14 protein-coding genes and 1 pseudogene are annotated in these 13,252 nt (G+C 62.9%); 6 read left to right on the plus strand and 9 right to left on the minus strand.

Annotation, left to right across the window (positions count from 1 at the left end):
* Window positions 1–42: 42 nt before the first annotated feature.
* Window positions 43–201, minus strand: a complete 159-nt coding sequence (locus BSY17_RS21450; protein ID WP_162182198.1) for a hypothetical protein — start codon at window positions 199–201, stop codon at window positions 43–45.
* Between BSY17_RS21450 and BSY17_RS22100 the strand changes: the two genes are divergently transcribed.
* The 5 genes and pseudogenes from BSY17_RS22100 to BSY17_RS02050 form a co-directional block, all read left to right on the plus strand.
* On the plus strand, window positions 200–562 hold the full coding sequence (locus tag BSY17_RS22100) for a MipA/OmpV family protein (RefSeq protein WP_335681267.1): 363 nt from the start codon (window positions 200–202) through the stop codon (window positions 560–562). The genes BSY17_RS21450 and BSY17_RS22100 overlap by 2 nt on opposite strands.
* Complete coding sequence (locus BSY17_RS02035) at window positions 454–1,050, plus strand: MipA/OmpV family protein (protein WP_250638194.1); 597 nt, start codon at window positions 454–456, stop codon at window positions 1,048–1,050. The genes BSY17_RS22100 and BSY17_RS02035 overlap by 109 nt, the downstream gene beginning before the upstream one ends.
* A 274-nt stretch (window positions 1,051–1,324) precedes the next feature.
* Window positions 1,325–2,839: an IS21 family transposase gene (gene istA / locus BSY17_RS02040; protein WP_037474355.1), complete on the plus strand. Its 1,515-nt coding sequence runs from the start codon at window positions 1,325–1,327 to the stop codon at window positions 2,837–2,839.
* The gene (istB, locus tag BSY17_RS02045; protein WP_069064140.1) at window positions 2,826–3,554 is read left to right on the plus strand and encodes an IS21-like element helper ATPase IstB; all 729 of its coding nucleotides are present in this window, start codon (window positions 2,826–2,828) and stop codon (window positions 3,552–3,554) included. Before istA ends, istB begins: the two co-directional genes overlap by 14 nt.
* Window positions 3,555–3,737: 183 nt before the next feature.
* Window positions 3,738–4,163 (plus strand): annotated as a pseudogene (locus tag BSY17_RS02050) (IS5 family transposase); the annotation flags it as partial.
* A 9-nt stretch (window positions 4,164–4,172) separates the two neighbouring features.
* On the opposite strand, the gene BSY17_RS02055 reads toward BSY17_RS02050, so the two are convergent.
* From BSY17_RS02055 to BSY17_RS02075, 5 genes are all read right to left on the minus strand, one after another.
* On the minus strand, window positions 4,173–4,820 hold the full coding sequence (locus BSY17_RS02055) for a glutathione S-transferase (protein WP_037479114.1): 648 nt from the start codon (window positions 4,818–4,820) through the stop codon (window positions 4,173–4,175).
* 290 nt (window positions 4,821–5,110) lie between these two features.
* A complete protein-coding gene (locus BSY17_RS02060) occupies window positions 5,111–5,872 on the minus strand; it encodes an IclR family transcriptional regulator (RefSeq protein WP_069064141.1) in 762 nt (253 codons plus the stop codon).
* Between the two features lie 15 nt (window positions 5,873–5,887).
* Window positions 5,888–6,277, minus strand: coding sequence for a nuclear transport factor 2 family protein (locus BSY17_RS02065; protein ID WP_237236227.1), 390 nt, complete (start codon window positions 6,275–6,277; stop codon window positions 5,888–5,890).
* On the minus strand, window positions 6,274–7,401 hold the full coding sequence (locus tag BSY17_RS02070; protein ID WP_069064142.1) for a cobalamin-independent methionine synthase II family protein: 1,128 nt from the start codon (window positions 7,399–7,401) through the stop codon (window positions 6,274–6,276). Before BSY17_RS02070 ends, BSY17_RS02065 begins: the two co-directional genes overlap by 4 nt.
* A 117-nt stretch (window positions 7,402–7,518) precedes the next feature.
* Complete coding sequence (locus BSY17_RS02075) at window positions 7,519–8,364, minus strand: p-hydroxycinnamoyl CoA hydratase/lyase (protein WP_069064143.1); 846 nt, start codon at window positions 8,362–8,364, stop codon at window positions 7,519–7,521.
* A gap of 135 nt (window positions 8,365–8,499) precedes the next feature.
* Here BSY17_RS02075 and BSY17_RS02080 point away from each other — a divergent pair, with 135 nt between their 5' ends.
* Complete coding sequence (locus BSY17_RS02080) at window positions 8,500–9,090, plus strand: TetR/AcrR family transcriptional regulator (protein ID WP_037475547.1); 591 nt, start codon at window positions 8,500–8,502, stop codon at window positions 9,088–9,090.
* Between the two features lie 9 nt (window positions 9,091–9,099).
* Here BSY17_RS02080 and BSY17_RS02085 read toward each other — a convergent pair whose 3' ends face one another.
* The 3 genes from BSY17_RS02085 to BSY17_RS02095 form a co-directional block, all read right to left on the minus strand.
* Window positions 9,100–9,483, minus strand: coding sequence for a c-type cytochrome (locus BSY17_RS02085; RefSeq protein ID WP_037475544.1), 384 nt, complete (start codon window positions 9,481–9,483; stop codon window positions 9,100–9,102).
* 113 nt (window positions 9,484–9,596) lie between these two features.
* Window positions 9,597–10,496 (minus strand): alpha/beta hydrolase, encoded by a 900-nt coding sequence (locus tag BSY17_RS02090; protein WP_237236231.1) that lies wholly within the window; start codon window positions 10,494–10,496, stop codon window positions 9,597–9,599.
* Between the two features lie 79 nt (window positions 10,497–10,575).
* On the minus strand, window positions 10,576–13,200 hold the full coding sequence (locus BSY17_RS02095; protein WP_069064144.1) for a glycoside hydrolase family 3 C-terminal domain-containing protein: 2,625 nt from the start codon (window positions 13,198–13,200) through the stop codon (window positions 10,576–10,578).
* Between the last annotated feature and the right edge of the window lie 52 nt (window positions 13,201–13,252).

Genomic DNA, 13,252 nt, shown 5'->3' on the forward strand with positions numbered 1-13,252 from the left:
TGAGCGGTAGGAACGGGGGATGCCGCAAGGCGTCCCCCGTTTTCATTTGGGGACGGGAAAATCAGTCTGAATCAGAAAGCAAGCAAGGGTCTCACCCAAATTCTCCTGCGAAGGCTGGCGTTCATGGCATGATCGATTAGAAAAGGCCGTCGCCGCGAATTGTTGGGCATCATCGACGGTTGCCGAGAAAAGGATGAACATGCGCTATCTCTTGGCCATCGCCGCCCTGGGTGCGGGCCAGCCCTGTTTTTCCCAGACGGCAGAGACGCAGCCGGCAACGGTAGCGGGCCGACCGTTAGACCGAAGCGAAGCAGGATGGAGCGTGACGATCGGCCTGGCACCGGTCCTTAGCCCCGCGTGGCAAGGGTCGCGAGACATGGCTTTGTCGATCTTTCCCGATCTGCGGGTCAATTATGGGGACGTGATCTTTGCTTCGATCCCTGAAGGGTTGGGATGGAACGCCGTCAACACCAACGGGTGGAAGGCTGGTCCGCTGGCCAAGGTCCGCTGGCCAAGGTCCGCTTCGGGCGTGATGAAGAGCGCGGAGGATCGCCTTTTCTGATCACGGGCGGAAGCGACGGGCTGCGCGGCATGGGCAATGTCGCGGCTGCTGCCGAATTGGGCGGCTTCGTTGAAAAACGCATCGGCCCCTGGCGCGGCCGTTTGGAAGTCCGCCGCGGCTTTGGCGGACATGAGGCCGTGATAGCGGACGGGGCGATATCGTATCAGATGCGCAGCGGACGCACGATCATCAATGTCGGTCCGCGCGCCACGGTCGTCGGCAAACCCTATATGGACAGCTATTTCGGCATCGATGCGATTCAGTCGCTGCGATCCGGGCTTGCTGCCTATTCGCCAAAGGGCGGCTTGCTGTCTTATGGTGTCGGTGGTTCGGCGCTTCGCCCGCTGAACCGGCAAAGCGCCATCACCCTGTTTACCAGCCTCGATCGATTAGGGAGCGAGGCCGGTCATTCGCCGCTCGTCCGCGAGCGTGGGCGGAGAGTGCAGTTCACATTGGGCATCGGCTACGGCTTCCGCTTCAACCTTTGACGGTTCTGAACATCTGAGTGCGCTGCTACCCTGCGAATGATTCGTAGATGATTAAAATCGCGGCGACCGCTATTGCTGCGCCAATCATTCCATAGTCTTGACCGCCAGACGCAAAAGTTTTGCTAGTCCAGTAGGGCGGCTCATGCCAGCTTCGTTCTAGGGTGTGGATCGGCGTGCAAAAGGGACCCCGTTAGCGGGGTGATCGGCGTCTAAAAGGGACCCCTCATTTCGATGGTTTAAGCAGCTTCCTGGATTTTCAGGCGGCGAGATCGGGATGTTGGTTTTGGAGACAGTTTTACGGATCCGGCGTGAGTATGCCGGAGGCAAGGCGATCAAGGCGATCGCGCGGGACCTGCATGTGTCGCGGAAGGTCATCCGCAAAGCGGTCCGAGCGCCGGAGGGCGCCTTTGATTATCAGCGCAAGGTTCAGCCGCTGCCCAGGATCGGTCCGTTTCAGGATCGCCTCAACACGCTGCTGGAAGAGAACGAGCTGCGCGGCAGGCGTGACCGGCTGCGGATGACGCGGATCCATGATCTGTTGGTGCGCGAAGGCTTTGAGGGATCCTACGATGCCGTGCGGCGCTACGCGGCGCGATGGAAGTTGGAACGGCGCAAAGATGCCGGCGATGGTGTCACGGCCTTCATCCCGCTGATGTTCAGGCCAGGCGAGGCCTACCAGTTCGACTGGAGCCATGAAGATGTTGAGATCGCCGGGGCACCGATGCGGGTGAAGGTCGCGCATATGCGACTGTGTGCCTCACGCGCGGTCTATGTCCGGGCTTATCCTCGTGAGAGCCAGGAGATGCTGTTCGACGCGCATGCGCGGGGCTTTGATTTCTTCGGCGGCGTGCCAGGGCGCGGCATCTACGATAATATGAAGACGGCTGTGACGAGCGTGTTCACCGGCAAGGAACGCGTCTTCAACCGGCGGTTCCTGATCATGACCGACCATTATATGGTCGAGCCCACGGCCTGCTCGCCTGCGGCGGGATGGGAGAAGGGTCAGGTCGAGAACCAGGTGCAGACGATCCGGGGTCGCTTCTTCCAGCCCCGGTTGCGGTTCGCCAGTCTCGAAGAGCTCAATGGCTGGCTGGAGGCCGAGTGTCGGCGCTGGGCGGAACGGCAGCCCCATCCCGAACAGGGAGAGCTGACCGTGGCGCAGATGCTGGAGATCGAACGATCTGCGCTGCAGCCGATGCTGGGACCGTTCGACGGCTTCAATGAGAGCGAGCATGCCGTGACCGGCACCTGCCTGATCAGCTTCGACCGCAACCGCTACTCGGTGCTCTCGACGGTGGCACGACGCACGGTGCAGGTCCGCGCCTATGCCGATCGCATCGTCGTTCGCTGCGGCGAAGAGGTTGTCGCTGAACATCCTCGCTACTTTGGGCGCAACCGCACGATCTATGACCCCTGGCATTATCTGCCAGTGCTGGCCCGCAAGCCTGGCGCGCTGCGGAACGGTGCCCCCTTCCAGGACTGGGATCTGCCACCGGCGCTTGCCCGCCTGCGCCGCAAGCTGGGTAATGGCGACGATGCCGATCGCCGGTTCGTCCGTGTGTTGTCGGCCGTACTGACCGATGGCCTGGAGCCTGTCGAAGCCGCTGTGCGTGAGGCACTGGCGACGGGCACGGCAAGCGACGACCTGATCCTCAACATCCTGGCACGACGCCGGGAACCCCCGCGTCCGCTGACGATCATCACCTCCGAGGATAGCGCTTTGCGCCATCCCCCGATCGCCGACTGTGCCCGTTACGACCAGTTGAGGACCTTCGATGCAGCGGCATGACATGATCGAGGCCATGCGCGGGCTTGGCCTCAAGGGCATGGCAGGCGCGTTCGACGATGCCGTCACCACCGGCATTCAGCGCCAGCGCACCACCATGGAGATACTGACCGATCTTCTGAGGGTGGAGGCGACGCATCGTCATGCCGCGTCGATCCGATACCGGATGGCCGCTGCCAGGCTGCCCGTCGTGAAGGACATCGACGCCTTCCGGTTCGAGGGTACCCCAATCAACGAGGGGCTGGTGCGTTCATTGCACAGCGGCACGTTCCTGCCCGCACGGCGCAATATCGTCCTGGTCGGCGGCACAGGCACAGGAAAGACCCATCTGGCCATCGCCATCACCGCCAATGTTGTGCGCTCCGGCGCCCGGGGCCGCTACTTCAACACGGTCGATCTGGTGACCCGCCTCGAAGAGGAGGCCAGGATCGGCAAGAGTGGCGCTCTCGCCGCCCAGCTATCCCGTCTCGATCTGATCGTACTCGACGAACTGGGCTATCTGCCGTTCGCCCGATCGGGCGGCCAGTTGCTGTTCCACCTGATCAGCAAACTCTATGAGCAGACCAGTGTCATCATCACCACCAACCTCGCCTTTGGCGAGTGGCCCACCGTGTTCGGCGATCCCAAGATGACAACCGCGCTCCTGGATCGCGTCACCCATCATTGCGACATTGTCGAGACCGGCAATGACAGCTGGCGCTTCAAAAACCGCAGCTGATCCGCCCCAGCGGCAATCAATTAAAAGATGCTTTGCGCTGCGCGCGCCTCCGGTCGGGCTACGCCCTCCCTACGCCGCGCGCAGCGCAAGGAAGAGCGTCACATCAATGTTCCGCCATCCTGACAGGGGGTCCCTTTTGCGCGCTGATAAGGGGTCCCGTTTGGACGCCGATTGACAGATGTTCCCCGACGTATCGGACGCACCAAAGGCGGCCTGAACTCCAAGCTACATGCCGTATGCGATGGCAAAGGCCGACCGCTCATCATGCTGCTCAGTGAAGGGCAGATGAGCGATTATAAGGGCGCTGCACTGATGATCGATGCCTTCCCAAAGGCAAAGGTCCTGCTGGGCGACAAGGGCTATGACGCCGACTGGTTCCGCGCGGCACTGGCCGACCGCAAGATCACGGCCTGCATCCCGTCAAAGGGGAACCGGAAAGTGCCCATTCCACACGACACGGCGCTCTATAGACAGCGGCACAAAGTCGAGAATATGTTCGGCAGGATCAAGGACTGGCGGCGCATCCACACGCGCTACGATCGTTGCGCCCATACCTTCATGTCCGCCATCTGCATCGCCGCGACCGTTATATTCTGGATCAATCAATGAGTCCTGACCCTAGCGGTCCGGGTCGCTTGCCTGCCAGCGCAGATGCACCGGCGCATCCTCCGGCCGCCACGGCGAAACCCGCCCCATGATCGCGCTGAACAGGTCCGACGTCAGATAGCGCGACAGCCAGTTTTGAAGGTTGGGCAGCGGCTGCATCGCAAACCAGGCCGGGTCGACAGCGGCGAACTGCCGCACGAACGGGATAATCGCGGCATCGGCGAACCCGCAGGCCGGGCCGCATAGATAAATCGACCCTGCCAACCGCTGTTCGATGTCGAGCAGAAATACCAATCCGCTCGCGCGATGCGTTTCGGCCTGCGTGCCATGGCGGTCGGGATATTTGTAGCGATCCAGATCATGTTTGAACGCGCCATCATTGGCCGCCACGAGCGCGGGATCGTCACGGCTCAGCCAGTCCTCTGGATCATGCTGCGCCAAAGCCCATCGCATGATGTCGATGCTCTGGTCGATGACGGTGTCATTGGGCAGGACCAGCACAGGGACGGTGCCCTTGGGCGAAGCGGTCAACATCGCGTCGGGCTTGGCCGACAGCTTCACTTCGCGCAGTTCCACAGCCATGGCGCTCACGGCCAGCGCCAGCCGCGCCCGCATCGCATAGGGACAGCGGCGAAAGCTGTAGAGAATCGGTGCTGGCATGCTGCGGTCACTCATGTTGGAGCCAAGGATAGGCACGGCATCAAAACCCCTTCCAATGTAGGAATTCCTCTGATCTATCCTGATAGATGGAACAGTCCCCCAAGCCACACCAGACGCACGCCATGGCCAGGCAGATCCGGTGTCGCGCCACTGGCGCGTTGCCGTCGCATCACTGTGACCCAATAGTGACTTCAGCCTTACCTGGACAGTACGTCGTCGGGACTATTGACGCACCATTGGGCCTTTTCACCCGACGACATCGTGAACTTCGCCCTGTGACGCATCAGTGGCTAAACCGGCGGCGCTTCGGCGGCGGTGAACAGCGCGACCGCCTGTTCCAGCCGGGCGACGGCGCGGGTTTCCAGGTCCGGGGTGAAGCGGGGCAGGGGGATGGCGACGGCGAAGGCGCCGACCGCGACGCCATCGACCACCGCCGCCATGCCCAGACCGCAAATGCCCGGCGTATATTCCTCGCGCGTGCGCCCCACGCCCGACGCGCGGATCGCCGCCAACTCGGTGCGCAACGCCTGTTCGTCGGTCACGCTTTGCGGGGTGAACGGCTCCAGCGGCACCTGCGTGAAATAGGCATCGATCTCCTCGTCGCCCAGGCTCGCCAGCAACGCCTTGCCCGCGGCCAGGCTGTGCATCGGGATGCGCGTGCCCACGCTGATCGAATAGCGCAGCGACTGTTCCGCCGTCTCGGTGACGATCGCCACCAATTGCCACCCATCGCGCACGAAGAAGGAAGCGGTTTCGTTGGTCTGCGTCCGCAGCGACCGGACCAGCGGCCGCACCTTGTCCGCCAGCGACAGGGCGACGCGCGGCGACCCCAGCCGCGCCAGCGCCGGGCCGGGCAGGTAGCGCCGCCCCTCCCGCGCCAGATAATGCCGTTCCACCAATGTCGCGAGCAGATAGGACAGGCTGCTGACCGGAATGGCGAGGCCCGCCGCAATCTCCTGCGCCACCACACCAGCAGGACGCGCCACGACATATTCGATGATGTCGATGGTCCGCATCGCCGATTTGACGGTGGATGGCGTGGTGGCATTCATGATGGGCGCCCTCCGTTAAAAGGTCAGGCTACCGCGCCGTTCGGCAAAGCGCCATCCCGCCGGAGTGAGGACGAAGCGGTCGTGGAACGACCCGACCTTGGGCGCGCCATCGCCGGTGAACAGCAGCATCGCGCTTTCGCCGACGGCCTGCGTCGGGCTGATCACGTCGATCACGACGTTGGAACAGACATGCCGCGTCGTCCGTGCCGGGCGGGCGAGGAAGGCGGCGAGGATCGCTTCGCGCCCCTGCGTCCAATCGTCCGGCGCGGTCGGGCGCGCCATGCGGCCATCCTCGGCATAGAGGTCAGCCACGCCCTGCCAATCGGCCGCGTCGTTGAGATTGGCGTAGCGGGCGATCAGCCTGGCGCAATCCGCCTCGATCGCGCGGCGCTCCTCCTCGCTCACAGCCGCGCGTCCGCCAGGTCCGCACCAGCGCGGAGCGAACGCAGCTTCTTCCACGTCACCGCCGGGTCGATCTTGCCATATCCGGCAAAGGTGCCGAACCCGCAATCGGTGCTGGCGTTCACTCGATCCTTGCCGACGATCCCGGCAAAGCGTTCGATCCGCTGGGCGATCAGTTCGGGATGTTCGACATAGTTGGAGCAGGTATCGATCAGGCCGGGGGCGAGGATCTTATGATCGGGGATGGTCGCGTCGCGCCACACCGCCCATTCATGTTCGTGGCACGGATTGGCGGCTTCGAACAGGACGGTGGCCGGGCGCGCGGGCAGGATGATGTCGATCACCTTTTCCAGCGGAATATCATGATCATGCGGGCCTTCATAATTGCCCCAGCAGATGTGCATCCGCATCCGTTCGGGCGGAATATTGGCGGTGGCGGCGTTGAGCGCATCGACATTGGCGGACGCGATCTTGAGGAACTCCTCGTCGCTGGCGTCCTGATAGCCGGTGTGGCGCGACATCGCCAAATCGGGGCAATCGAGTTGCAGGTCGAAGCCCGCCGCCACGATCGTCTCATATTCTTCGCGCATCGCATCGACCAGATCGGCCAGATAGGCTTCGTGGCTGGGATAATGGCGGTTGACCTGGAAGGCGGTGATCAGGCCGGGCGAGGCCGCATTCATGAAGGCGCGCACGCCCTCGCCATGGGGCGCGAGCGCCGTTTTGAACCGGCGGATATCGTCATGCAGCGGCTCCAGCGTCACCAGCCGCACCGGGCCGATGCAGGAGGCGCGGGTAAATTCCTGGGAACCCATGATCCCAGCGAGCTTCTGCCGCAATTCGGGCAGCGGGGCGAGATCGGCGGCGGGCCTGCGGTCGATATGGCCGCCAAAGCCGGTCAGCCGCTCGATCATATAGGTGGAATAGCCGACCTTGCCCAATTCGCCGTCGCTGACGATGGTGACGCCGGCGTCGATCTGAGCGGTTACCGCGTCTGTAACGGCGGCCTGAACTTGCGTGTCGAAAGCTTGCGCGTCATAGGGTTCGCCCTTGTCGCGGGCCAGCAACAGCGGGGTCAGGGCGTCACCGCGCGGCAGGCTGCCGACATGGGTCGTGGCTATGGGCATGAAAATCCTCCTCCGATTGAAGGACATTCTGCCACAAATTCATGGATGTGGATATATCGCAAACATGAAAATACGCACCGGGGCGAACCCCGGTGCGTTTCAAGAAGATCAGGCTATTCAGCCCTCGGTCGGTGCCTTCGCCTTGGTCAGGTCATAAGCACCCAGACCTGGCTTGTAGCTCTTCTCGTCGATGAACTGGCGAATGCCTTCCTTGCGGCCTTCGCTCTTGTCATGGAAATTGGCCGCTTCCTGCATGCGGACCAGATAATCCTCAGCCTCGTCATAGGTCATGGTGCTGACGCGGCGCACCGCATCCTTGGCGAATTTGAGCGCGACCGGGTTCTTGGCGAGCAGCTTGTTGGCGACCTCGCGGGTGCGGTCCTTGAGCTGGTCGAGCGGCACGCTTTCATTAACCAGCCGCATGGCCGACGCCTGCTTGCCGTCGATCAGGTCGCCGGTCAGCGTCAACCACATCGCATCGCGCATCGGCAGCAGGTCGACCACCACCTTGGTCACGCCACCGCCGGGCAGGATGCCCCAGTTGATTTCGGACAGGCCGAACTGCGCTTCATCGGCGCAAATGGCGAGGTCGCAAGCGAACAGGGGTCCGAAGCCGCCGCCAAAGCACCAGCCATTGACCATGGCGATGGTGGGCTTCTGATACCAGCGCAGACGGCGGAACCAGCCATAGCTTTCCCGCTGGGACTTGCGCACGCCGCGCAGTCCGGCCGCTTCGGTCTCACGGAAATATTCCTTCAGGTCCATGCCCGCCGACCAGGCCGTGCCTTCGCCGCTCAGCACGAGCACGCCGACATCGTCACGGAATTCCAGCTCGTCCAGAACCTCCATCATGCGGCGGTTCAGCGTCGGGCTCATCGCGTTGCGCTTGGCGGGGCGATTGAAATTCACCCAGGCGATGCCGTCCTCGACCGCAAAGGAAACGACGTCTTCTTGGTTTTCCATGATCCTGCTCCCGATAGAATGTATGCTTGGGATACAGTAAGCTGGGGGAGGGTTGCAAGTGAATAATGCAGTGCCCCTTTCCGCACACGCCAAGGCGGATGATCTCTGGCGATCGAATATGCTAGGTCGCGCTGCATGAGTAAGACAGACGCACAGGCCAAGGGTGAAGAGACGGACGGCGCAGGCACGCGGCGGGGCCAGATATTGGCGATCGCCGCGCAACTCTTCGCGCGCAAGGGCTATCGCGGCACGTCGATGCGCGACATCGGCGAGGCGGCCGGTGTGCTGGGCGGCTCACTCTACCATCATATCAAGTCGAAGGACGCCCTGTTCGTCGAGCTGCATCACGCTGCGCTGGATGGGGCCGAGGCTCGGATCGCAACGGCCGTGGCGGCGCAGGATGATCCTTGGGCACAGCTGGAAGCCGCCTGCGCCGCGCTGCTGGAAGTCCAGCTTGATCCCGATTCGCTGACCATGCCGATGATGAATGATTTTCGCGAAGTGCCCGACGCCGTGCGCGTGGCGCTGGTCGAACGGCGCGACCGGTTCGAACAATTGTTCCGCGCTATCGTCGCCGCGCTGCCGCTACCGGCTAAGATCGACCGGTCGCTCTATCGCAATCTGCTGCTGTCGCAGCTCAACAGCGTCGCCGACTGGTATCGTCCGGGGCGGCTGAGCCCAAGCGACATCGCCGCGCAGATCGCCCGTCTCTACCGCCATGACTGACGCTGGACGTTATTTCGTGGCGCTCTTGAGATATGCGATGAGATTGGCGCGGTCCGCAGCCTGCGGCACACCGGCAAAGGCCATGCGATTGCCCGGAACGACAGCGCTGGGTTTGGCGAGGAAGGCATCCAATGTCTTGGCGTCCCACCGTATCTTCGCCTTTTGCATGGCGGGCGAGTAAGTGAAACCTGCGATGGTTCCTGACGTCCGCCCAAACAGGCCATTGAGCGCCGGACCCATTTTCTTGGGGCCAGGCTTCACGTCATGGCAGAGCGCGCAACGGGCAAATACTATCTTGCCCTTCACGGCATCGCCTGCCTGCGCGAGGGCCGCTACAGGCGTGATTGTCGCCAAGGCAAGCAAAGATCCGGCAAAAATACGCGCTATCGTCATTATCCGCTCTCTGTCCTTCTACCCGGATTCGCAGGCTGCATGCCCAGCGTTATCGAACATGCAGCCTGAACGGTAGTGGAACATTGACGCAGAGCGTAGGTGAATGAATAGGCCTAACGCGTGAGCGCGCCGTGCGTCCCGATCCAGCGGACGAAGGCATCGAACCAGCCGGTGCTGGTCGTGTCCTTCTGATACATGCCAAAGCCATGGCCACCCCGTTCGTAGAGGTGGAATTCGGCCGGGCGCTTGGCGGCACGCCAATCGTCGATCAGGGCGATGCCGCCATTGGCGAAGAAAGGATCGTCGGCGGCCAGGGCCACGAACAGCGGCGGCGCGTCGGCCGGGACTTTCATGGAGGATAGCGGGCCATAGATATTGCCGATGAAAGCAGGCTTGGCATCTTGGCCCGCCAGCGCCGTCGCCATGGTCAGCATGGCCCCGGCGGAAAAGCCGACCATGCCGATCCGATCGGCATCAACGCCCCATTCGGCCTTGCGCTGACGGATCAGCGCGAAGGCGGCGCGGGCATCGGCGATCTGGGGCGAGAGGTCGCCGAAATTCGGGTCGGGGGCCGGGCGGGGTGGTCGAGTGCCGGGAGAAAACATCTCCTGCATCGACTTTTCAAAGGCCGGCATGTCCGCTGGCGTCTGGCGCAGGCGATATTTCAGGACGAAAGCCGCGACGCCGCGATCGGCCAGCGCCTTGGCCACATCCCAGCCTTCATTGTTCATCGACAGGGTTCGAAACCCACCGCCCGGCGCCACGACGATGGCCGCGCCGGTTGCCTTGGCGGGATCGGGCAGGAAGGGGGTGAGGGTTGCGACCGTGACGTTGCGGGCAAACAGGCTGCCATATTGGCTGTGCCAGGACTCCTTGGCCGTCGCACCGGGGAGGGCGGGCGTTCCGAGTTCAATGGCGGTCGGCTGGGCGGGGATGGCGATCGGCACCATCTTGTCGTCCTGGGCCTGGGCCGCGATCGGCGCTGTGATGAGCCAAGTGGCTGCTCCGATCATTGTGGCGAAACCAACTATGCGTTTCATCTGCATCTCTCCTTTGCCTTTTATCTATTTAGCTGTCCCAAATGGCCGCCTGTCATTTTGGCAGGTCGACCCTCTCGCGGATGGTGTAGCCGACGGTCTGGACCGGACTGCCGGTGCCCGGCTGCCCGCCGCCGATGCTCAATTGATAGTCGCCGGGGATGAGCGCGCGCACGCCGTCTCGCGTCACGAAGCTCAGGTCACGGGGCGACAGGGTGAAGGCGACTTCCTTCCCTTCGCCCGGCTTGAGCGATACGCGGGCAAAGCCACGCAGGGCGGTGCGGGGTGCGCCATCGAAGCCGGGGGGCGTCACGTAAAGCTGGACGACATCATCGCCCGCCCGTGCGCCGCTATTGGTGACGACCGTCCGTACGGTCAGCCCGTCCTTGGCAATGGCGTCGGTCGCGCCCAGCGTGGGCGCTGCATAGCTGAACTGCGTGTAGCTGAGCCCATGGCCGAACGGATAGACGGGCGTGCCCTTGAAATAGCGATAGGTGCGTCCGTCCATGCTATAGTCGGTAAAGGGCGGAAGATCATCGACGCTCTTGTAGAAAGTGACGGGCAGGCGTCCGGCCGGATTGGTCTTTCCCGACAGGACATTGGCGACCGCCAACCCGCCCGACTGGCCGGGATACCAGGCCTCGACGATGGCCGAGGCATGATCCTTGGCCCAGGATAGATCGACCGCGCTGCCGTTCATGACAACCACGACCAGCGGTTTACCCAGCGCCTTGGCCTTTTCCAGAAAGGCGCGCTGATCGCGGGGTAGGTCGAGCGAGGTCTTGTCGCCGCCGATAAAGCCCTCGATCTTGACCGGCATTTCCTCGCCCTCGATATCGGACGTCAGGCCGACGACGGCGACGATCACATCGGCATCCTTCGCGCCGTCCGCCAGGTCGCGATCGACATTGTCGGAAATGCGTTTCCAGAAGATGGTAGGGCTGGGCGCGATGCTGCTCTCCCCCTGGAGACGGATGGCATAGCGCTGGCCCTTGGTCATGCGAACCTCGGTCAGGTCGAGCGGTTCGGCCCAGCGGGAATAGTCTTCGGCGCTGACCACGGCTTTGCCGTCGAGCGAGACGGTGCCTTTGACGCCGGTCAGTGCGACGCGATACAGCCCGGTTTCCGGCGCGACCAGATAGCCGGTCCAGACGACCTTATAGCGTTTCGACACCTGCTGGAATTCACTCGCGCGGGAAACGAGGGTGTTTTCCACGCGGGTCAGCACGGGCTTGGCTTCGAAGCCGTCATCCCCGCTGGCATTGAAATATTCGGCGCGCAGACCGGGCTTGGCATCCGGGGTCAACAGCGCGGTGCCGGGAACAGGATCGCCATCGGTAATGGAGGGGCCAAAGGGGATGAGGGTCAGCGCAGAGCCGGGCATCGCCTGCCGGATGCCGTCGGCTACCGAAATGGGCGGGGCGCTGCGGGGCGATGAATAATTGCCGCGCAAGACGCGCGTGGCGTCGGCCAGCGGGCCGGCCAGGGCAATCTTCGTTCCGGCCTTCAGCGGCAGGATGCCGTCATTCTTGAGCAGGACCAGGCTCTTTTCCGCCGAGGTCAGGGCGAGCGCCTGATGTTCCGCCGTTCCGATCATCTTGACCGGCATGGCATTGGGCTTGCGGCTCGACAGGCCGGGGAGGTCGCCATTGCGATAGCGCGCGGAGAATAGCCGGACGAGTGCGGTGTCAATGTCGCTCATGCCGATATAGCCGCGCGCGAGCGAGGCTTTGTAGCGATCGCCCAGACCTGTCTGGCCATTGAGCGTCGCATTATTGCATTCGCTATCGACACCCTGGCGCAGCGCGACCGCGACACCGGTTGCGGCGTCGGGCGCAAATTTATGGTTGTCGTAAATATCGACTACGGCGTCACAATCCGACACGACATAGCCGGTAAAGCCCCATGCATCGCGCAGATAATCCTGCAACAACATGGGACTGCCGCAGGCGGGTTGGCCGTCGACCCGGTTATAGGCGCACATGATCGACCCGGCCTTGCCCTCGACGATAGCGGCACGGAAGGCGGGCAGGTAGCTGTCTTCCAGGTCGCGCTTGGTTGCGAAGATATTATCGGTGTGGCGGCTCGGTTCCGGCCCGCTATGGACGGCGAAATGCTTTGGTGTGGCGACGATGTCGGGCAAGTCAGGATTGTCGCCCTGCATCCCCAGGATGAAGGCCACGCCGATTCGGGCCGTTAGGAAGGGGTCTTCGCCATAGGTTTCCTGGCCGCGGCCCCATCGGGGATCACGGAAGAGATTGATATTGGGCGACCAGGTATTGAGGCCCGTGCCGATCTTGCCGAGATGCCCAGTCTGGCGACCGAGGGTGTGAAGCGCCTGCACCTCCGTACTGATGGTGGCCGCGACCGTCTTGATCAGCGGCGCATCGAAGGTGGCGGCAAGGCCGATGGGTTCCGGGAAATTGGTGGTCGGAACCGCGCCCATCGCGCCATGCAGCGATTCGGTCCACCAGTTATAGGCCGGGATTTTGAGCCGGGGGATGGCCGGTGCCACGTTGAGGAGCTGTTCGACCTTTTCGTCCAGCGTCAATTGATCGACGATCGCCCGCGCCTTGGTATCCGCCTCTTTCCAACTGTCATTGGCCATAGCTACGCTATGCGCAGTAAAGCCGGCCAGGATCATCGCGCCCGCAGCACAGCGTAGCAAAGATGCCTTCATCCTCATGTCTCCCTGAATGCGTCGTTGAGACGTCGGTCTTGTCGAAAAGGGC

Origin of the sequence: Sphingobium sp. RAC03, from assembly GCF_001713415.1 — a bacterium.
Lineage (GTDB): Bacteria > Pseudomonadota > Alphaproteobacteria > Sphingomonadales > Sphingomonadaceae > Sphingobium.

Coding starts and splice junctions, on each gene's coding strand:
- istA (WP_037474355.1), top strand. CDS start 1,325: ATGTTGGTTTTGGAGACAGTTTTACGGATCCGGCGTGAGTATGCCGGA.
- BSY17_RS02095 (WP_069064144.1), bottom strand. CDS start 13,200: ATGAAGGCATCTTTGCTACGCTGTGCTGCGGGCGCGATGATCCTGGCC.
- BSY17_RS02060 (WP_069064141.1), bottom strand. CDS start 5,872: ATGAATGCCACCACGCCATCCACCGTCAAATCGGCGATGCGGACCATC.
- BSY17_RS02055 (WP_037479114.1), bottom strand. CDS start 4,820: ATGCCAGCACCGATTCTCTACAGCTTTCGCCGCTGTCCCTATGCGATG.
- BSY17_RS02085 (WP_037475544.1), bottom strand. CDS start 9,483: ATGACGATAGCGCGTATTTTTGCCGGATCTTTGCTTGCCTTGGCGACA.
- BSY17_RS02075 (WP_069064143.1), bottom strand. CDS start 8,364: ATGGAAAACCAAGAAGACGTCGTTTCCTTTGCGGTCGAGGACGGCATC.
- istB (WP_069064140.1), top strand. CDS start 2,826: ATGCAGCGGCATGACATGATCGAGGCCATGCGCGGGCTTGGCCTCAAG.
- BSY17_RS02080 (WP_037475547.1), top strand. CDS start 8,500: ATGAGTAAGACAGACGCACAGGCCAAGGGTGAAGAGACGGACGGCGCA.
- BSY17_RS22100 (WP_335681267.1), top strand. CDS start 200: ATGCGCTATCTCTTGGCCATCGCCGCCCTGGGTGCGGGCCAGCCCTGT.
- BSY17_RS21450 (WP_162182198.1), bottom strand. CDS start 201: ATGTTCATCCTTTTCTCGGCAACCGTCGATGATGCCCAACAATTCGCG.
- BSY17_RS02090 (WP_237236231.1), bottom strand. CDS start 10,496: ATGATCGGAGCAGCCACTTGGCTCATCACAGCGCCGATCGCGGCCCAG.
- BSY17_RS02070 (WP_069064142.1), bottom strand. CDS start 7,401: ATGCCCATAGCCACGACCCATGTCGGCAGCCTGCCGCGCGGTGACGCC.
- BSY17_RS02035 (WP_250638194.1), top strand. CDS start 454: ATGGAACGCCGTCAACACCAACGGGTGGAAGGCTGGTCCGCTGGCCAA.